This window comes from Cytobacillus sp. Bac17 (genome assembly GCF_024519925.1).
GTDB classification, from domain to species: domain Bacteria; phylum Bacillota; class Bacilli; order Bacillales; family Cytobacillaceae; genus Cytobacillus; species Cytobacillus pseudoceanisediminis.
In genome coordinates this window covers 88,616-108,633 of record NZ_JALJRC010000012.1, presented here as the reverse complement: position 1 = coordinate 108,633, position 20,018 = coordinate 88,616, and the positions used below count along the sequence as shown (strand labels likewise).

The following is a 20,018-nucleotide window of genomic DNA, read 5'->3' as shown; positions in this document are numbered from 1 at the left end:
CTTTCTGCCAATTTTAAGCTATCGTACCTGTTTTAGAGCACATAAATAATAAACCATTAGACAAAGGCAATTCGCAATGGATCAGGGAGAGAGAGTATGAGAAAGGTTGATATGTTAACACCGGCTGGATTAATGGTGGGGCTTGCTATGCTGATTTTTGGAATCATGTGGAATGGAGGAGCTGATGGTTTTTTATCCTTTGTTGACCCTTCTTCAATTCTTATTGTTCTGGGCGGTTTAATAGCCGGGCTGCTTGTAAGTTTTCCTTTAAAAGATATCAGGCATATGGCCACCGTTTTTAAGCAGGTTTTTTCCAGTGAAGAGCAAAGCGTTGGCGAGCTGATTGGAATTTTTGTCAAACTCTCTGAGCGTGCCCGGCGTGAAGGGCTGTTATCGCTTGAGGCTGAAATCGGGAAGGTGGAAGATCCATTCATTCAGAAAGGCGTATACCTGGCTGTGGATGGTATAGAGCCAGATGTCATTACTGACATTATGAATGCCGAAATTATGGCGATGGAAGAGAGGCACAGAAAAGGAAGAAGCATTCTCGAAAGAGCCGGGGAATACGCTCCGGCATGGGGAATGATAGGGACCCTGATCGGACTGGTTCTGATGCTGAAAAATTTGAATGATCCTTCCACACTTGGGCCCAATATGGCTCTTGCCTTACTGACTACTTTATATGGATCCCTGCTGGCCAATCTGATTTTTCTGCCGATGGCGGCGAAGCTGGCTTTAAAGACAGAGAAGGAAGTTTTTTTGAAGCAGATTATTATTGAAGGGGTTATCGGTGTTCAATCCGGGCAGAATCCGAGAATATTGGAAGAAAAGCTGAGCGCCTTTTTATCCTCAGAAGAACGGAGAGATTTGGATAAAGCTGTAAATGAGGAGGAGGCACTGGATAATGAAGCCTAGGAGAAGATCTCCGGAGCCTCCAAAAGGCTCCCCAAGATGGATGGTGACTTTCTCCGATCTCGTCACACTGATATTGGTATTTTTTATTCTGCTGTTTTCGATGTCCCAGATTGATTTAATGAAGTTTCAGGCATTATCCGATTCTTTCCGGGACAGACAGGTGCTGGATTTTCAGCCGTCTATCATTCCTGCAGAGAACCCGGAACAAAATGAAGAAATAAAGGAAAATGGGGACAGCGGGCAATTAGATTCGCTTGATGAGCTTCTGATGGAGATCCAGTCGTTTTTGGATGAGAATGGCTTAGAAAAAGTGATTGTGGCGAACAGGACGGAACGGGGGGTCGTTCTCGTTCTGCAGGAACAGGTTTTATTTGAATCCGGAGATGCCAGTCTGATAGACAGTTCATACTCTTTCCTGGATAAAGTAGGAACCCTTTTAGCAAACATGCCAAACCTTGTGAAGGTGGAGGGACATACTGATGACCGGCCCATAACTACTTACAGATATCCGTCCAATTGGGAGTTATCTGCTGCCAGGGCTAGTACTGTAATCAGATATCTAACAGAAAAGCATAATCTTGACAGTCATAGGTTTATGGCTGTGGGCTATGGGGAAACCCGTCCTATCGTCCCTAATTCCGGACCGGAGAATTGGGAGAAAAACAGGCGTGTTGAAATCATTATTTCTGATCCGAAATTTAATGAAGATAACAATATTCATAATTCATAACAGGTCTGGCAATAGTCAGACCTGTTTATTTACATATGCAGAAATGAACAGCGGCCGGTAAAATGTTCCCGGCCGCTGTTCTTATAAAGATTCTGTCATTGTTCTGTTTCGGATCGGATAAAGAACTTTGTCCACTGTCCGGGCATTTTTTTCAGTTATTTCGCTCTTACGGGGGATAGGCTCATATAAATCAGCAGGATCATCCCATTCCAGGGGAAGAGGCACAGGTGCGTGTTCTTTCCACTTGTTTATCCATTCCGCCGGTATATTGCCGTAACAATTAGAGTTTTCAGTCATTTCGAGCCATATCATGGCCCATGCCCGGGGAACAACCCTCCAAATATCATAACCTCCGCCGCCGACGGCAATCCATTTCCCATCACAATATTCATGGGCAATTTCATGGGCCAGTTTCGGAATTTCCCTATAAATCTTTATAGTAGATGACAAATGGGTAAGAGGATCAAGATAATGGGCATCAGCACCATTTTGCGTCAGGATCACATCCGGTTTGAAAAATTCTGCAACCTCCCGAAAAGCTGTACGGTATGCGTGAAGCCAGGAATCGTCTTCAGTAAATGCATCCACGGGAATATTAAAAGAGAATCCATATCCTTTCCCTTGTCCCCGTTCATTTACATTTCCGGTTCCGGGGAAAAGGTATCTGCCAGTTTCATGAATAGATAAGGTGCATACATCCGGGTCATCATAAAATGACCATTGGACACCATCACCATGATGGGCATCTGTATCCACATACAGAATACGGGCTTTATACTTTTCCTGTATATATTTTATGGCTACGGAGCTATCGTTGTAGATGCAAAATCCAGAAGCTTTTCCCCGAAACCCGTGATGAAGGCCGCCGCCAAGGTGGAGTGCGTGCTTAGCACGTCCGCTCATGACTGCATCAACGGCTGCCAGAGTGCCTCCTACTAAAAGGGAGCTTGCTTCGTGCATGTTTTGAAAAATAGGTGTGTCCTCTGTTCCAAGACCATAGTTTTCGCAGATATCCTCAGGCAGGTTTCCCTGACCGGCGAGCTTGACAGCATTCACATAACTAGGATCATGAATCAAGTGAAGCTCTTCATCGGAAGCCTTGCGCGGAGGAATAATATGACATTCTTCAATGGCATTGATGTTTTTGAGCAAATCGAGTGTCAGTTTCAGCCTTATCTGATTAAAAGGATGATTTTTGCTGAATTTGTAGTTCAGCAGGTCTTCCGAAAAAACAAATAATGAATCATGTGTCATAGTGAAATCCCCGGCAGGCTGGGCCATAAAACATGATGGCCTGCTTTTTTCAAATCTTCTACTACAAGCGTAGGGTTCATTGTCTGTACCCTTATCACCAGTATTTTGTATTTATCATCCGTTTTGTCAGGGTAAACAAGGACACTCTGTATATTTGCTTTTCTTTTGCAGATGACTTCAGCGATTTCAAACAGCATGCCTGCCCTGTTTGGCACCTTTACTTCAATCTGCGAACCTGGCTGATGGGCTCCCGTCAATTGAACTAACGTATGAAGCAAATCGGTTTCTGTGACAATTCCGACCAGCTTATCATCGTTTAATATTGGCAGGCAGCCAATTCGCTGTTCATAAAAAACCGCAGCAATTTCTTCAGCAAAATCAAGAGGGTGTCCGGTGATGATATCTGTCTTCATAATCATTTTTAATGGTCTCTGCAGATCTTCCTTAAATAGTTCTGTATGAAAAATAGATGGAGTCGCATCACGGATGTCCCTATCTGTTACAAGTCCCTGCAATCTGCCCGCTTCATCTGTAATAGGCAAATGCCGAATTCTTTTTTCGTTCATAATTTTTATGGCGTCGGCAATGGTGTCTTCTTTTGACAGAGCCGTGACATCCGTTTTCATAATTTCTTCAACAATCACTTTAAATGCCTCCTTATAAATATATGGAGATACATTCATGCCGAAAAAATAGTGTGAATACAGGCATGAATTATGTATTGACGCTATTATTAAGATTTAATACATAAAGCGATTCATAAAGCGCAAGCGGTCAAATTGCTGCACTGAATCCTGATCCACTCTTTTTCCAATACGGGCCATTAGGCAATTTGCGGGATGAGAACTGATTTCAGGGTCATCTGTGGCATACCATTCAAGACCACCGGCATTCATCATTTTTTCCATAATTTTCCTATATTCCCATACGTTCAGGCCAGTTCCTTTTAGATCCCAATGCCAATAATATTCAGTCGTTATAACAATATAGTCTTCCATTGCGTCATCCATCATGGATACTTTCAGCAGGTTCTTTCCTGTTCCTGAACCTCTGAAAGCAGGGATCACTTCTATTGCACCCAATTCTATTAAATTATCCATTTTTCCTTCCGACCAGCGCTCGAGAGGGTCTGGATACAAGTAAGTAACATAGCCGACAATGGTATGCCTGTCACGGGCCACTATAATTCTTCCCTCCGGCAATCCCGCAATTTCAACCAGGGCTTTATGCTGCTGAGCCGGAGGCCTGAAAGCAACAAGATCCTTGTGAAACTCGTAATCTGCCAATTTTTCAGGTGAAATTGGCCCCTCAATGATTAATTTACCCTTGGCTGTTTTTAATTCTTTTGCATTAAAAATTTTTTTATGTTCCATTTATTCACCGCCATAGACATGATCAATGTAACTTCTATTATACATAAAAACACGGGGGATAAAGCGCTTTCACATAATTTTCTGTGTAATTTAAATAAGTTTGTGGCAATTTACCAGTTGGTTCATAAGTAATCTTTTCCCTGCTCTAAAATTTTAAAAATTGAGAAAATATAATGTTTATACTATAATAATATCAAATCTTAAATAAGGGGGATAATTATATATGAAAGTGGAAGCGCTGCCAGTAACACAAGGTGACTTCAATTTAAAAAGCTATGATGAGCTGTATGAAAATTTTAACTGGGCTGATGCGGAAAAAGAATTTTCCTGGAAAGAAACCGGCCGCATGAATATGGCCTATGAGGCCATTGACCGACATGCGGAATCTTTCAGAAAAAATAAGGTTGCCCTTTATTATCGCGATGGACAGAGAAATGAGAAATATACATTCAAAGAAATGAAGGAACTATCCAATAAAGCGGGAAATGCATTAAAAGCATATGGCGATGTTGAAAAAGGAGACCGAGTTTTCATTTTTATGCCGCGTTCTCCTGAACTCTATTTTGCCGTATTGGGAGCTATTAAGCTGGGAGCCATTGTAGGTCCTCTTTTTGAAGCATTTATGGAAGGGGCAGTCCGTGACAGGCTTGATGACAGTGAAGCAAAAGTTCTGATTACAACCCCTGAGCTTTTGGAACGTGTGCCTGTTGATCAGCTGCCTGCCTTAAAGCATGTTTTCCTTGTTGGGGAAAATATTGAGGAAACAGGCCCGTATGTGGACTTTAATAAAAGAATGGCTGAATCAAGCAGAAAGCTTCCAATTGAATGGGTTGACGGAAAAGATGGCCTTATTTTGCATTACACTTCCGGCTCTACAGGCAAGCCAAAGGGAGTTCTGCATGTACATAATGCAATGATTCAGCATTATCAGACCGCTAAATGGGTGCTGGACTTAAAAGAAGAAGATGTATATTGGTGCACTGCTGACCCTGGCTGGGTAACCGGTACTTCATATGGCATTTTCGGCCCGTGGCTGACAGGGACTTCAAACCTTATTGTCGGGGGCAGATTTAATCCGGAGACTTGGTATAAAATGATTGAGGAGTATGGCGTTTCGGTTTGGTATAGTGCTCCGACCGCTTTCCGTATGCTGATGGGGGCAGGTGATGAGGTTGTGAAAAAGTTTGATTTAAGCTCCCTTCGTCATGTCCTCAGTGTCGGTGAACCGCTAAATCCTGAAGTAGTCAGATGGGGAATGAAAGTATTCAATATGCGCATCCATGATACGTGGTGGATGACAGAAACAGGTGCGCAGCTCATCTGCAACTATCCTTGCCTGGAGATTAAGCCGGGCTCCATGGGTAAGCCGATTCCTGGTGTTAAAGCAGCCATTGTCGATGACCAGGGAAATGAGCTGCCGCCAAATCGCATGGGGAACCTTGCAATTAAAAAAGGCTGGCCTTCCATGATGAATGCCATCTGGAATAACGAGCAAAAATATGAATCTTATTTTATGCCAGGTGACTGGTATGTTTCTGGAGATTCAGCATATATGGATGAAGATGGATATTTCTGGTTCCAGGGTCGTGTAGATGATGTGATCATGACATCTGGTGAACGCGTTGGGCCGTTTGAAGTGGAGAGCAAGCTCATCGAACACCCGGCTGTTGCAGAAGCTGGAGTTATCGGAAAGCCTGATCCTGTCCGAGGTGAAATAATAAAGGCATTTGTTGCTTTACGGGACGGACATGAACCTTCTGAAGAACTGGTGGAAGATATCCGTCAATTCGTTAAGAAAGGCCTTGCTGCCCACGCAGCCCCGCGTGAAATTGAATTCCGCGACAAACTTCCAAAAACACGGAGCGGCAAAATTATGCGCCGGGTGCTTAAAGCCTGGGAACTGGACCTGCCAACTGGCGATTTGTCTACAATGGAAGATTAATAGAGGAGACCGCTGCATAAATGAGCAGCGGTTTTTTGTTTAGTAAAGTATCCAGAATATATTTTGGGCGATTGTTATTTCTATAAAGAAAAAGCAGAATCCCAAGCCCTGTTTGGGCAAATGGGATTCTGCTTTTCTTTAATTAGTTTCTTCACCTGCACCAGGTTCTGATGGTTTATCAGCATCAGGCTTTTCCTCGGCTGGAGGAGGATCTTTAGGTTTCTCTTCTTTAGGTTTCTCTTCTTTCGGCTTTTCTTCTTTTGGCTTCTCTTCCTTCGGCTTTTCTTCTTCAGTCTTTTGGCCGATTTCTACTACATTGGAAGAAGCAGACTCTTTGCCGGCAATGTCAACGGCTGTTACATGGATCGAGCCGCTTCCAGCCTTGTAGTTTAAGGAAGAGCCGGCTTTTATTGTAGCAACTTTTTTACCTCCGCTGTAAACGCGATAGCCAATGACATCTTTTTCAGGATGTGCTCCCCAAGTAATGGTTTGGCCAGAAGCTTTTATGCTTGGGGCCGCAGGTGCTTTGCCATTGTCTTTGAGCTGATCCGCACTTGTCAGAATACTCTTCCAGCGTTCTTTATTCGGAATAAGAGTACTTAGATTTGCTTTAATGCCGAATAGTTTTTGAATATAATCCGGATTCACTACCATTCCAGGTTCAGTAAACTCTTCTGGTGTTGAATCAAGTGCCATATATTTTTTATCGCCAATTCGTACAAGTTTTCCATTGCCAAGGCTATCGTCAACTTTTGTAGGAACAAATTTGGCATTGAATAAATCAGTCTCGACTAGGCCAGCTTTAGAGCATGCTTCTGAAGGAAGAAGGCCTGAAATGGCACAGAATGAACGTCTTACGATTCCGCCCGGCATTTTAAAGCTTTCGCTCGGGTCAACAAGATCAGGTGCGACGTCATATGCTGCATTCATCAAATCTGCCCAGAGATAGTTATTGCGCAAACTATAGCTTAGCGGTCCAGGGGCTTTTAATGATTTAGGCGTATCATATCCTGACCATATGCCGAAAGTGACATTCGGGTTGGATGCCACGAACCATGCATCTATGAATTCAGTACCAGTACCAGTTTTCCCTGCCCAGTCAGAACTGAACTTCAATCTGTTCTTAATCGATGTGGCAGTTCCGCTGTTAATAACGTCTCTCATCATATCGATTGTAAGGTACGCTGTCTGCGGACTGAATACATCTACAGGCTCAGATTTATTCTGGAATATAATGTTCCCGTCTTTATCAGTGATTTTCTCGATCATATAGGCGTCAATAAACTTTCCGCCGTTGGCAAATGTAGTAAAAGCATTCGTATTTTCTTCAACAGTTACCCCATATTCCAAAGAACCAATGGATGTAGACAAGTTTGTATAGTCAGGACCGATCAGAGAGGTAAAGCCCATTTTTTCCAGATAAGAGGCAGGCCGCTGTCCGACTATATCCTTATAAAGCTTTACAGCTGGGACATTGTATGAATGCTTAAGTGCTTGTCTGGCTGAAACGAGCCCGCTATAGGTATTCGTATAGTTCTTTGGCCAAGGCCTATTTAATCCTGGACTTAGATATAGCGGCACATCAGGCAGAATGGTGCCAGGTGCTGCTTTTCCAAGTTCCATTGCAGGAGCATAGACTAATAGCGGCTTCATGGTTGAACCATTTTGTCTTAGAGCGCTTGTAGCATGATTCAGCTGCTCGCGTTTGTGATCGCGTCCGCCGACAAAGCTGATGATTTTACCGGTTTTATTTTCAATTAAAATGGCTCCAACCTCTACGGGCTCCATGATTTGTTTATTTTCACCGGTTTCTGGGTCCTTAATCGTCTCAGGTTTGTCTGGCCCATAATAAGGGTAGTTATTTTTTACCTGCTGCATTTTATCATAAATATCTTTGTTGATCGTCGTATGGATCTGGAAGCCATTCTGGCGGATCGTCCGGTCTGCCAGAGTCCTGTATTCCTCTCGGAGCTCGTCATCTTCTTTTAAGTCCTGCTCTTCGTATCCATCATTTTTTGCGAGAATCTTAGTCATGATGTTTACTGCACGTTCTTCAATTTCATACGTCAAATATGGGTACTTTTCCAAAGGGCTTTCTGAAGGCGTAGTGAAATCCTTGGTCAGGTCGTAAGCCAAAGCTTCCTCATATTGCTTCTGGTCAATCTTTCCGTCGTCATACATTCTTTTCAGAACAGTTTTCATCCTGGAGAAACCTGGTTCCAGATTTTCTTTGACCGTTCCCTCCCTTGTAAAAGGAGTGTAGCCGAATGGACTCTGCGGCAGCCCTGCTATGAATGCAGCCTGGGGCAAGGTTAATTCTTTTGCACTCACCCCAAAAATGCCTTTGGCAGCTGCTTCAACTCCGGCAATATTACGTCCGGATGCATTTCTTCCAAAGGTAGATACATTCAGATATGCTTCCAATATCTCTTTTTTATCAAAGAATTTCTCCAATCGCAAAGCAAGCAGAATCTCTTTTGCTTTCCGCTCGAAAGAAACTTCATTCGTTAAGATTTGGTTCTTTATCAGCTGCTGTGTAAGTGTACTTCCGCCGGATTGAACAGATGAATTTGTTACTTCCTGGAACAGTGCGCGCATAATCGCTTTTGGCACCACTCCGTCATGCTCGTAGAAATATTCATCTTCAGTAGCTACAACTGCGTTAATTAAGTGTTCCGAAACATCATCAAGCTTAACTTCCTCACGTTCCAGGTCAGTCCGGAGCTTCCCTAAATAAACATTATCGGCAAAATAAATTTCCGATGTTTCTGCATAGTCATAAATATCTTTTTTCATGCTGGCATAAGATCGGATTGGCTCATCCTTTACCAGCGACGCGAAGTAACCTGCTCCAAGTCCCCCCGCAAATGAACCGCCAATGACAGCTAAAATGAGAAACAGCAAAGTAAGGTTCCAGACAACCTGGTAAGTAATGCTCGCACCTTTAGCTGCTTTTTTATTCCCGAAAAGGCCCGGAGTTTGCCTCAATTTATTAAATAACATCTGAAACTTTTCTTTCATCATATCAATCCCCCTAAAATCACATCTATTATAGCATATTGCGACATAGTAATATGACAAGGTTCGCCATTTATCTGAAATTTCCTTTTTTCGCACAGGCATTTGACATTTGGCTGATTTATATGATAAAAATGTTTTATCTTAGACGTTTAAATATTTTATAGGCATTGATGGGAACCCAGTAATGCTTCTATCCCTGTTTCAGAAAGCCGGCGTTCGCTGCGAGCCGGTACAAATAGAAGTATGAATTACCTCCCTGAGCTTTCACTGTCAACCTGCCCAGCAGTTATAGCAGTGGACGGATTATCCGTTATTCTGAAAGAGTGGAGGACAGCTGTCCTCAATTTGGGTGGTACCGCGCAAAAATGATCATGCGTCCCTGCATATTTGCAGGGGCGTTTTTTTGTATGGGTGATTCCCTGTTAATGCCTTGAAAATAGCCGTTAAATAGGAGGAGTTAAGATGAGTTTACTTGAAGATTTGCAATGGAGAGGGATTATTTATCAGCAGACAGATGAAGAGGGCATTGAGAACACTCTCGGTAAAGAAGCAATCTCTTTATACTGTGGTGTAGACCCAACAGCTGACAGCATGCACATTGGGCATCTGTTGCCGTTTTTGACATTAAGGCGCTTTCAAAAGGAAGGCCATCGTCCAATCGTTCTAGTAGGCGGGGCCACTGGCCTGATTGGAGATCCAAGCGGTAAAAGCGAAGAGCGGAAGCTGCAGACGCTGGAAACTGTACAGCATAATGTGAACTGCATAAAGAACCAGCTAAAAAGAATTTTTGATTTTGAAGGTGAAAATGGTGCAATCATGGTTAACAACTATGATTGGGCAGGGTCCATGGATATTGTTACATTCCTGCGTGATTACGGGAAACATGTCGGAGTCAATTACATGCTCGCTAAAGACACCATTTCTTCCAGACTGGAAACGGGAATTTCCTTTACAGAATTCACATACACCATCCTGCAGGCCATGGATTTCCTTCATTTATATGAGAATCATAACTGCAAAATGCAGATTGGCGGAAGCGACCAATGGGGGAATATCACAACCGGCCTTGAGCTCATCCGCAAAATGGCGCCTGAAGGGTCAAAGGCATACGGCCTGACCATACCTTTGGTTACGAAAGCGGATGGAACAAAATTCGGCAAAACGGAAAGCGGAGCAATCTGGCTTGATTCGGAGAAAACATCTCCTTATGAGTTTTACCAGTTCTGGATTAATACAGCAGATGCGGATGTAATCAAATACCTTAAGTTCTTTACATTCTTATCCCGTGAAGAAATTGAAGGCCTTGAAAAAGCTGTTCAAGATGAACCGCATCTCCGCAAAGCCCAAAAAGCACTTGCTGAAGAAATGACACGCATGATTCATGGAGATGCAGCATTGGAACAGGCTATAAAGATTACAGCAGCGTTATTCAGCGGAGAAATTAAAAACCTTTCGGCTTCAGAGATAAAACAAGGCTTTAAGGATGTTCCATCTTATGAGCATTCTGAAGGAGGAGAATTGGGGATCGTTGATTTGCTTGTTGCTGCCAAAATCTCCCCATCCAAACGCCAGGCACGTGAAGATGTGACGAATGGCGCTGTTTCAGTAAATGGCGAACGCATAACGGAGCTTGACTACACTCTTTCTGATAAGGATAAGATTGAAGACCAATTTACTGTCATTCGCCGCGGAAAGAAGAAATATTTCTTAATTAAATACTAATCAAAAAGCCCTCCTTTGATGGAGGGCTTTTTGATTATCTCAGAGTTTTCCGGACAACAAAAAAACTGCCGAAATGTATCGGCAGTTTTAAAATTATTAACGAGAGTAGAATTCAACGATTAGAGATTCGTTGATTTCAGCTGGAAGTTCAGAACGCTCAGGCATGCGAGTGAAAGTTCCTTCTAGCTTGTCTGCATCGAAAGATACGAAGTCAGGTACGAAGTTGTTAACTTCAATTGCTTCTTTAACGATGTCAAGGCTGCGAGATTTTTCGCGAAGTGTAATTGTTTGACCAGGTGCTACGCGGTATGATGGAATATCAACGCGAGATCCATCAACCATGATATGACCATGGTTAACTAGCTGGCGAGCTTGACGGCGAGTGCGTGCAAGACCTAAACGGTAAACCACGTTGTCAAGGCGTGATTCAAGAAGAATCATGAAGTTTTCACCGTGCTTACCAGGCATTTTGCCAGCTTTATCGAATAAATTGCGGAATTGACGCTCATTTACTCCGTACATATGACGAAGCTTTTGCTTCTCCTGCAATTGTAATCCGTATTCAGATAATTTTTTGCGCTGGTTTGGACCATGTTGTCCAGGAGCGTAAGGACGCTTTTCTAATTCTTTACCAGTTCCGCTTAGAGAGATTCCAAGACGACGGGATAATTTCCAGCTTGGACCAGTATAACGAGCCATTTAAGACTCCTCCTTTTGTGTTTTTATTTGGGTAAAATAAAAACAGAAACAGATGCGCACAACAATCATGTCCATTTTGTTTTCATGTACCTTCGCCCTAGCAGCAGAGGGTTACACAGTACCCCATCCCCAGAAAACTCTGGTTGAGGAACAAAATGAGTGCATCAAGGTGCTCACATAGGCTGCAATATTTTACACAAGGAGTATTATATAATTTTTAGAGGATAAAAGTCAAGTTGATTTTATTTTTACTCCTTCATTTTTTAAGGATGTTTAAATTATAAGCGAAGATTTTGTCCTGTGCCATAATTCACTTGAATTAGAAAACTTAATAACGAGTCCATTAGCAAGATATGATATAATAAAGAAAAAATTGGAATTGTTTAATTAATAGGAATGCGGCTTCGCTTTTTTTATTTTAATGTGTATTTTATGCTGCGATTACTTTTCTTAAAAATATGAATATAGGAAAGTTGAAACGAAATAGCCACATGTATGCTCAAAATATTAATTTCTAGTCCGTTATAATATACCTTATTGGTTTAAAGATTCTGAGACATTTGATAGGTGATAATAAAGATGGATACACTTGAACACCAAATCATACTTAGTTTAAAAAGCCGCTTTTTTGACATTATCGATACGGAGAACGGTTTCTTTCACTATGAAAAATTACTGAATGAAATGCTCTCTTCCATTAAAGCCCTTACCGGAGCGGATGAAATAACTCTGTACGTCTTTAATGAATGGAAACAGGAGTTTTTTGCAGAAGCTGCCACGAACCCGGATGCTTTGCTTTCACCTGCTTTTTCAGGTGATTTAAAAAGATGGGCTAACAAAAACAGAGGGTTGCAGAGTTTAAGGACCGAGATTAAGGAAGAACAAATCATGATTCCTCTTGTAAAGAGAGGCAAGCTGCTGGGATGCATGATTTTATCAGGTGAATCAGGCTGTTTTCATTCCTATACAGAAAAAGTATTTCAGGAGCTTAGCGAAGAATGCGGGCAATTTCTTGATAAAGCTCAGGGGCTGGCCAAAATTGCATCTGAAGAAAAACGTTATAAACAGCTGTATCGAGTTACGGAGAAATTCCATTCCTCAATGGATATGGATATGGTGCTTGGGGAAATTATTTATACTTTGCAGGAAATGTACCCCACTTTTACCTATTATCTTCTGCTGTCCCAGGATAACAATAATCATGGGGATCTGCCCATCAGAGACCTTGAATATGACAGCGAAAACATCGCGGCCATGCAGGCATATGTCACAGGGGCAGTTCAATTTGAAGATTCCCTGCAGGAAATGCGCTCTGTCTTATATGCCCCATTAAAAGGGAAGCAGGGGGTTTATGGAGTACTTCAGGTCATTGCGCCTAATACCATGATATTCCCTAAAAATGAAATTGAGTTTATCACACTTCTGGCTAATACTGCAGGAAGTGCACTGGAAAATGCGCAGCTTTATCAGCAATCCAAGCGATTGATAGCGGACCTTCAATTAATTAACGAAACTTCCCACCGCTTGAATTCGAATTTGCGGCTGACAGAAACCATGAACTACATGGCAGATCAGATTCTGCATTCCTTTGATGCTGAAGAAGCGGGTTTCATCTTGATAAATTCTGAAAATGCCGATGTGAATGTAATCCAGGGCAGTACTGAATTTTTTCAAACCAAAGAGGCAGAAGACTATATTCACTATATAAGGAAAAAGATCATCAAGGAGAAAGAGTCTCTTTTTATTGGGGATTTTTCTTTACAGTTCGAGGGTGCGGCAAGTTTATATAAATCCATCATGGCTGTTCCAATGACACAATCTGGAGTATTAAAGGGATTTGCCCTTGTCATGCATAGCTCTCCTTATCATTTTTCATTTGAAACATTCAAGCTGCTTCAGTCTTTGATTCATCATTCCACGCTTGCCTTTACCAATTCAATGCTTAGAGAAGAGCTTGAAAAGATGGTTGTAACAGATCACTTAACCAAACTATATTCCCGAAGCTATCTGGATGATCGGATTCATCAGTCCATGAATGAAGATCATGAAGGAACATTTATGCTTGTGGATATAGATGATTTTAAATTGGTAAATGATACATACGGACATCAGGTTGGCGATGAAATCATTATTCAAGTTGCCAATTTAATTAACAGCAATATCCGCAGCACTGATATAGGCGCACGATGGGGCGGAGAGGAGCTGGCTCTTTATCTTCCGGGTGTTTCATTGTCGGCGGGAGTACTTATTGCTGAACGGATTGTCAGAAAGGTATGTCAAATCACAGATCCCCAAGTAACCATTTCATGCGGTATTTCGTATTGGAGCAGGGGGAAAAAAGATTCATATGCAGCGCTTTTTAAAAGGGCTGACAGGGCATTATATACCGCCAAAAACACAGGGAAAAATAAAGTGATCATTGAGTCGGCTGCAGATTCATTTATCTAGGACTGCCTTATGGAAAGGCAGTCTTTATTGATATTTTTCCAAAACAAAATACTTTCAAAAAATATACTATTATCATATGCTGAAAGAGAAGTTTATTATAGATAATAATGTAAGCGCTTGCAATGAAAAGGAGAGGTAAAATGGATAGGAAACATCGGTTTAACTTCGAGACGCAGGTCATCCATGAAGGATACGATGCTGAAAGGTTCAAAGGGAGCCTCGCACCGCCAATATTCCAGACGTCAACTTTTACATTTGAGACAGCACAGCAGGGTGAAAAACGTTTTTCCGGTGAAGAAGAAGGGTATATCTATTCCCGTCTGGGCAATCCAACAGTTAAGATGCTTGAAGAAAGAATGGCCGTACTGGAAAAGGGAGAAGCAGCCCTTGCTTTTGGGTCTGGTATGGCTGCAGTTTCAGCTGTCCTGTTTGCTTTAACCAAAACAGGTGATCATATTTTATGTTCTCAGGGAGTTTATGGATGTACATTTGGACTCCTGGAGATGATGGAGGAAAAATTTCAAATCAGCCATGATTTTTCAGCTATGGAATCAAAGCAGCAGCTGCTTGATGAAATTAAACCGGAGACTGCCTGTATTTATGTTGAAACTCCAATAAATCCAACAATGAAATTAGTGGATCTGAGTATGGTTGCAGAAGCAGCGAAAGAGAAAGGAATTCCAGTTGTAGTGGATAATACTTTCTGTTCACCATATTTGCAGAATCCGATCGAACTGGGCTGTGATATTGTCATTCATAGTGCGACAAAATACATCGGAGGTCATGGTGACGTAGTTGCCGGGCTTGTAATAGGCTCTAAAGAATTTTTGGATAAAGTCTCCATGACGACTCAAAAAGACATTGGAGGCATTATTTCACCTTTTGATGCCTGGCTGCTTCTGCGCGGACTGAAAACACTTGCAGTCAGACTCGACAGGCATTGTGACAATGCGGAACGGCTCGCATCATATTTGCTGGCACATCCAAAAGTAGAAAAAGTTTATTTTCCTGGAGACAGCAATAATGCAGATTTTGAAATTGGGCAAAAACAAATGAGGAGGCCCGGCGGGATGATTTCTTTTACTCTAAAGGGGGATAAAGAGACTGCCCAGGAATTTATGAACCGGCTGAATCTTATTAAAATTGCCGTGAGCCTTGGTGATGCTGAGACATTAATTCAGCACCCTGCTACTATGACTCATGCAGTGGTTCCAAAGGGATCACGTGAAAAAATGGGCATTGAAGATACGCTGCTGAGGCTTTCAGTTGGGCTTGAGTCAGTTGAAGATATCAGGGATGATCTGTCCCAGGCACTCGAAGGAGTTTAATAGTAAAAGGAGATGGTCGCAGATACGGTCATCTCCTTTTTGCTATTCCGTTAAAGGAATGATACAAGTACTTCCGAGAAATCTTCCAGGAATTTTTGGTCAAGTTCATCAAACCGGTTTTTTTCAGGAGAATCGATATCCAATACACCAAGAAGATTGCCCTCTTTGACAAGCGGAATGACGATTTCAGACTGTGAGGCTGCATCACAGGCGATATGTCCAGGAAATTGATGGACATCTTCAACACGGACTGTTTCCATTTGCTTGGCAGCAGTCCCGCAAACACCCTTACCAAGGGGGATTCTTACACATGCCGGCAGACCTTGAAATGGCCCAAGAACAAGCTCCCCTTCTTCCATCAGGTAAAATCCTACCCAGTTGGTGCGGTCCAGGAATTGATTAAGAAGTGCTGATGCATTGCTTAGATTGGCAATGCTGTTCGTTTCCCCTTCAAGAAGAGCAGCGAGCTGTTTAATCAATAATTGATAATTTTCTTCACGGGTTCCCTTGTAGGATTCGACACTAAACATCACAATTCACCTTACTTTCTAAAAGATATATGAATTTCCTGGCAGATGAACAGGAAAATAGATAGACATTGTCGAGAACTTTAAAAAGGATAAGACGATTTTAGCAAGAATGTTTAATTATCACAACAAATCCGTTTTTGAATAAACCCATAATTTATTATTCGCTCATATGTACATGAACAGAGACTTTACAAAAGAAAGCGAGGCGGGAAAGATGAAAAAAAATTCAAAAGAGGCAATTGTATCGGCCGCTATATCCTTATTTAATACGAAAGGTTTCTCCGGGACTTCCATCCGTGATATTGCAGGGAAAGCGCAGACGAATCCAGCGAATATTGCATATTATTTCGATAACAAACACGGGCTGCTTGAATATTGCTTTACAGCATTTTTTGAAGGGTATATTGAGGAAATAGAGAAGGGATTTTCAATTCTTGAGCAGGGGGCGGCTCTGAGCCTGAAAAAAATTGCGCAAAATATCATGGTTTATCAATTTGAGCATAGCCATCTAACAAGATTGATACTCCGGGAAATTTCTATAGATTCCCAAGTGGTAAGGGAAATTATGTCCACTTATTTAGCAAAGGAAAAGTTTTATTTTGGCAAGGTGCTGGAAAGGGGAATGAAAACAAAGGAGTTTCGTAACCATTCAGCCAATTATATGATTGTTCAGCTGAAAGGACTCCTGTCAATGCCATTTTTGAACACACATTATATGGCTGAAGTTCTGCATGTATTTCCTCATGAAAAATATTTCGCAGACAAATACACGAAGGAGATCTTCAATTGGGTTGATGGAGTCCTGTGCAATCATGCTGGAAAACCTTATGCTGCTGTACTCTAAAAGCATTTAAAGGTGTTTCATTCTATCAAGGCCCTGACCCATTTCCTTTGCCTGATGAGAATCGGACCCATAAACCAGTGAAATGCCTTTTTGGGCAGCTGCTTCTGCAGCCCAATCGGGAGGATAGGACTCCTTGCATAACGGCTTGGCGAAACCGGCTCCGTTATAGTCGAGTTCATAGCCTTTATTTTGCACCTCATCAAGTATTTGGTTTATTTCCTCTCTAAATTCCCGATCAGCGGGATATTTTTTTTGGAATTTTTTCACCAGGGTGATATGCCCAATCCTTCCAGGTTTAAACGGCCCTAAATCTGCTTTTATAGATAAAAGCAGGGTGCGGAAATAATTCAAATAAACTGCTTCAATAGAACCGTATTCTTTGATCATCTTTGCAAAAACATTGGGACTGTAGTCCAGGCATTCGTAGCGGCTTCCATGCTTTAGAAAGTGTACAGATAAAATGGAGTCATCTATATATCTCCCGTTCATATCAAGAAATTTGCGGATCTCCTGTTCAAAGCCTTCAATATAATCCACTTCAAGCCCCGCATTAATCCTGATTTTTCCTTGATAGGCAGCTTTCACCCTTGATATATCAGTGAAGTATTTCTCAAGATGCTCCTTGCGCATCGCACTGTCGCGAGCAGGTGCGGGATCCTCAAAGCCCTCAGGGAGCGGAGCATGTTCAGTAAATGAAATTTCTTTAAAACCCAGATTTATTGCTTTTTCAACATAATCTTCAAATGCGTCCTTTGTCCCGTGCGGACAATAGGGAGTGTGGATGTGTCCGTCTTTTAGCATATGGAGAACTTCCTTTCTGCATAGGTTTTTCGCAGTCTAACGGGCGGAAAAGCTCCCTCTTTAAGAGCCTAGGTATTTTAGAAGGAATAGAGAGAGTCAAACTGCCCGTAAAGGCCCGAAAGAAGAACAAAGCCTAAGAAAACCGCGTCCTACCAAAAGCTTCCGCTTTCGGTCGTGCGATCTATCGCTGCCGTAGCCTTCCTTGTCCTGTGGCAACGTCTTTGTGGCCCGCTTCCTCCCAAAAGCTGTCGCATTTGGTCGTGCGATGCTCATGCTGACGAAGCCTTCCTTGTCCTGTGGGCCTCAACTAAAAAACAGTGGGGAAGAAATCCCGCTGTTTGAAGTTTCACTTTAAAAATACAGTACTCAAGTCACTTTTTAACTTATCTCTTAAATAAAGAAGGAAATCTTTTATAAAAAGCGAATTGTTTGTATTTGAACAGTTCATATAGTTCAATAAAAAATACGGATGTTCCAGTTATTTTCCGAAAATAGCAATTTAGACAAGATATAAAAGAAGAAATTCATAAAAATATGAAATAAATAGTCAAAAAATGTCGTTTACATGGTATCATAAAAGCATTGAAAATAACATGTGAAAATGAAGAAACGCCTGCGGGCATTTGTTATTTCTTAAATAAAAACTTTACATATACATATTGGCTCGGGAACAGAACAGGGGGCTTTAAAATGGAATACATAATTGGAGTTATAGTCATTCTTTTATGCCTATATCTCACGGGTTATTTTTTAAAGAAAAAACATTATAAGGAAATTGACAGGCTGGAAACATGGAAGATGGACATAACGGATCGCCCAGTTCTAGATGAGATGTCAAGAGTGAAAAAGCTTAATATGACGGGCCAGACAGAAGAATTATTTGAGCGATGGAGAAATGAATGGGATGAAATCGTAACTTCACAGCTTCCTGATGTGGAGGAATTGTTATTTGATGCTGAAGAGAGCATCGATAAATACCGCTTTAAGAATTCCCAGGAAGTTCAGCAGAGAATAGAGAAGAGATTAACTGAGATTGAAGAAAGCATAAAAAATCTGCTGAGTGAATTGAATGAGCTGGTAGGCAGTGAAGAAAAAAATAGAGCGGAAATTGAAGAACTGAAAGAAATGTATCGCCAATGCAAAAAGTCTCTGCTTGCGCATCGCCATACATTCGGTAAATCAGAAAAAATTCTTGAAGAACAGCTGGATGAAGCATTGGCCAAATTTGAAGAATTCGATGAGAAAACCGAGAAGGGCAATTACCTTGAAGCTCGTGAAACCCTTCTAGTGATCAAAGCGCTGCTTGAGGATTCTCAGGCTAAAATGGAAGCTATTCCAAACCTGATGGTTGAGTGTCAATCCAAGATCCCTTCCCAGCTGGAAGAGTTAAGGGAAGGGTACAAGGAAATGCTGGATCAGGGGTATCTGCTTGATCACCTTCAACTAGATAAAGAAATTGAGAGGCTTGAAGAACAAGTAACAGGATATGCCGGCTCCATTGATCAGGCGCAAATCGAGGAAGTTCAAAAAGGGGTCGAAGAGATTAAAGATAATATTGAACTTCTGTATGATCTGCTCGAAAAGGAAGTACATGCCAGACATTACTTAAGCCAGCAGGATGATGCAACAAGAAACATGCTTTATAATAATAAAGATATGAATAATCAGCTTAAGACAGAGATAACGGCTATCCGTCATAGCTATCATGTTCCAGATAAGGATCTGGAAATTCAAATCCACCTGGAGAAAAAAATAACTCAGCTCTTCAAAAAATTCGAAGTGCTGGAGCATAAGATTAATAACGGGAGTACTCCCCATACTGTCTTGAGAGAAGAACTTGCTGAAATCAAGGAACACATTGAGGAAATTTCAGATGAGCAGACAGCCTTTGCGGAAATGCTCCAGGCCTTAAGAAAAGACGAGATGTCTGCCAGGGAAAAAGTCAAAGAGTTAAGCAAGAAAGTGGCAGAAACGATAAGGCTTATCTCCAAAAACAATGTGCCCGGTGTTTCCCAGGAATATAAATATTTGATCCAGGATGCGAAAGAAAGCATAGATAATGTGCTGGCTAAACTCGATGAGAAACCATTGAATATTCCTGCGGTTCAGCAATATCTTGAAGTTGCTGTGCTTACTGTTGATAAGGCTGCTGATTCAGTGGGTGATATGATTGAGACGATTCTTTTAGCAGAGAAAGTCATTCAATATGGAAATCGGTACAGAAGCAGATATCCATCTATTGATAAAGGGTTAAAGGAAGCAGAAGCTTCATTCAGAAGCTATGAATATAAAACAGCACTGGAGCAGGCTGCAGCTTCGATCGAAGAGGTCGAGCCGGGTGCGATCAAGAGAATAGAAGAAATAATAACTGAGCACTAAAAAACCAGATCCGATTGGATCTGGTTTTTTGT

General features: G+C 41.7%; 15 protein-coding genes and 1 other annotated feature. Of the genes, 8 read left to right on the top strand and 7 right to left on the bottom strand.

Annotated elements, in window-relative coordinates; translation table 11 throughout:
• Positions 1–96 precede the first annotated feature (96 nt).
• Positions 97–915, top strand: a complete 819-nt coding sequence (gene motP, locus NR125_RS15550; protein ID WP_009333325.1) for a flagellar motor protein MotP — start codon at positions 97–99, stop codon at positions 913–915.
• Positions 905–1,645: a flagellar motor protein MotS gene (motS, locus tag NR125_RS15545; RefSeq protein WP_009333324.1), complete on the top strand. Its 741-nt coding sequence runs from the start codon at positions 905–907 to the stop codon at positions 1,643–1,645. Before motP ends, motS begins: the two co-directional genes overlap by 11 nt.
• Positions 1,646–1,726: 81 nt before the next feature.
• On the opposite strand, the gene NR125_RS15540 is transcribed toward motS, so the two are convergent.
• The 3 genes from NR125_RS15540 to NR125_RS15530 form a co-directional block, all read right to left on the bottom strand.
• Positions 1,727–2,899: an acetoin utilization protein AcuC gene (locus NR125_RS15540; RefSeq protein WP_009333323.1), complete on the bottom strand. Its 1,173-nt coding sequence runs from the start codon at positions 2,897–2,899 to the stop codon at positions 1,727–1,729.
• Positions 2,896–3,543, bottom strand: coding sequence for an acetoin utilization AcuB family protein (locus NR125_RS15535; RefSeq protein ID WP_009333322.1), 648 nt, complete (start codon positions 3,541–3,543; stop codon positions 2,896–2,898). Before NR125_RS15535 ends, NR125_RS15540 begins: the two co-directional genes overlap by 4 nt.
• A 96-nt stretch (positions 3,544–3,639) precedes the next feature.
• A complete protein-coding gene (locus NR125_RS15530; RefSeq protein ID WP_009333321.1) occupies positions 3,640–4,272 on the bottom strand; it encodes a GNAT family N-acetyltransferase in 633 nt (210 codons plus the stop codon).
• Positions 4,273–4,495: 223 nt separating this feature from the next.
• Between NR125_RS15530 and acsA the strand changes: the two genes are divergently transcribed.
• On the top strand, positions 4,496–6,214 hold the full coding sequence (acsA, locus tag NR125_RS15525) for an acetate--CoA ligase (protein WP_009333320.1): 1,719 nt from the start codon (positions 4,496–4,498) through the stop codon (positions 6,212–6,214).
• 138 nt (positions 6,215–6,352) lie between these two features.
• Here acsA and NR125_RS15520 read toward each other — a convergent pair whose 3' ends face one another.
• Positions 6,353–9,238, bottom strand: a complete 2,886-nt coding sequence (locus NR125_RS15520) for a transglycosylase domain-containing protein (protein WP_009333319.1) — start codon at positions 9,236–9,238, stop codon at positions 6,353–6,355.
• A gap of 155 nt (positions 9,239–9,393) precedes the next feature.
• Positions 9,394–9,619, top strand: a binding site (T-box leader).
• Positions 9,620–9,697: 78 nt separating this feature from the next.
• On the opposite strand from NR125_RS15520, the gene tyrS reads away from it, so the two are divergent.
• Positions 9,698–10,957 (top strand): tyrosine--tRNA ligase, encoded by a 1,260-nt coding sequence (tyrS, locus tag NR125_RS15515; protein ID WP_009333318.1) that lies wholly within the window; start codon positions 9,698–9,700, stop codon positions 10,955–10,957.
• A gap of 96 nt (positions 10,958–11,053) precedes the next feature.
• Here the strand turns inward: tyrS and rpsD are convergent, their stop codons facing one another.
• Positions 11,054–11,656, bottom strand: a complete 603-nt coding sequence (gene rpsD / locus NR125_RS15510; protein WP_009333317.1) for a 30S ribosomal protein S4 — start codon at positions 11,654–11,656, stop codon at positions 11,054–11,056.
• A 579-nt stretch (positions 11,657–12,235) separates the two neighbouring features.
• On the opposite strand from rpsD, the gene NR125_RS15505 reads away from it, so the two are divergent.
• Both NR125_RS15505 and megL read left to right on the top strand, forming a co-directional pair.
• Positions 12,236–14,104, top strand: a complete 1,869-nt coding sequence (locus tag NR125_RS15505) for a diguanylate cyclase domain-containing protein (RefSeq protein WP_009333316.1) — start codon at positions 12,236–12,238, stop codon at positions 14,102–14,104.
• A 140-nt stretch (positions 14,105–14,244) separates the two neighbouring features.
• Positions 14,245–15,432: a methionine gamma-lyase gene (megL, locus tag NR125_RS15500; protein ID WP_009333315.1), complete on the top strand. Its 1,188-nt coding sequence runs from the start codon at positions 14,245–14,247 to the stop codon at positions 15,430–15,432.
• A gap of 50 nt (positions 15,433–15,482) precedes the next feature.
• Here the strand turns inward: megL and NR125_RS15495 are convergent, their stop codons facing one another.
• Entirely contained in the window at positions 15,483–15,962 is a 480-nt protein-coding gene (locus tag NR125_RS15495) for a GAF domain-containing protein (RefSeq protein ID WP_009333314.1), read from the bottom strand.
• 214 nt (positions 15,963–16,176) lie between these two features.
• Here NR125_RS15495 and refZ point away from each other — a divergent pair, with 214 nt between their 5' ends.
• Positions 16,177–16,806, top strand: a complete 630-nt coding sequence (gene refZ / locus NR125_RS15490) for a forespore capture DNA-binding protein RefZ (RefSeq protein ID WP_019383055.1) — start codon at positions 16,177–16,179, stop codon at positions 16,804–16,806.
• A gap of 6 nt (positions 16,807–16,812) precedes the next feature.
• Here refZ and hisJ read toward each other — a convergent pair whose 3' ends face one another.
• The gene (hisJ, locus tag NR125_RS15485) at positions 16,813–17,607 is read right to left on the bottom strand and encodes a histidinol-phosphatase HisJ (RefSeq protein ID WP_009333310.1); all 795 of its coding nucleotides are present in this window, start codon (positions 17,605–17,607) and stop codon (positions 16,813–16,815) included.
• A 690-nt stretch (positions 17,608–18,297) separates the two neighbouring features.
• On the opposite strand from hisJ, the gene ezrA reads away from it, so the two are divergent.
• Positions 18,298–19,986, top strand: coding sequence for a septation ring formation regulator EzrA (ezrA, locus tag NR125_RS15480; RefSeq protein ID WP_009333308.1), 1,689 nt, complete (start codon positions 18,298–18,300; stop codon positions 19,984–19,986).
• The last annotated feature ends 32 nt before the right edge of the window (positions 19,987–20,018 follow it).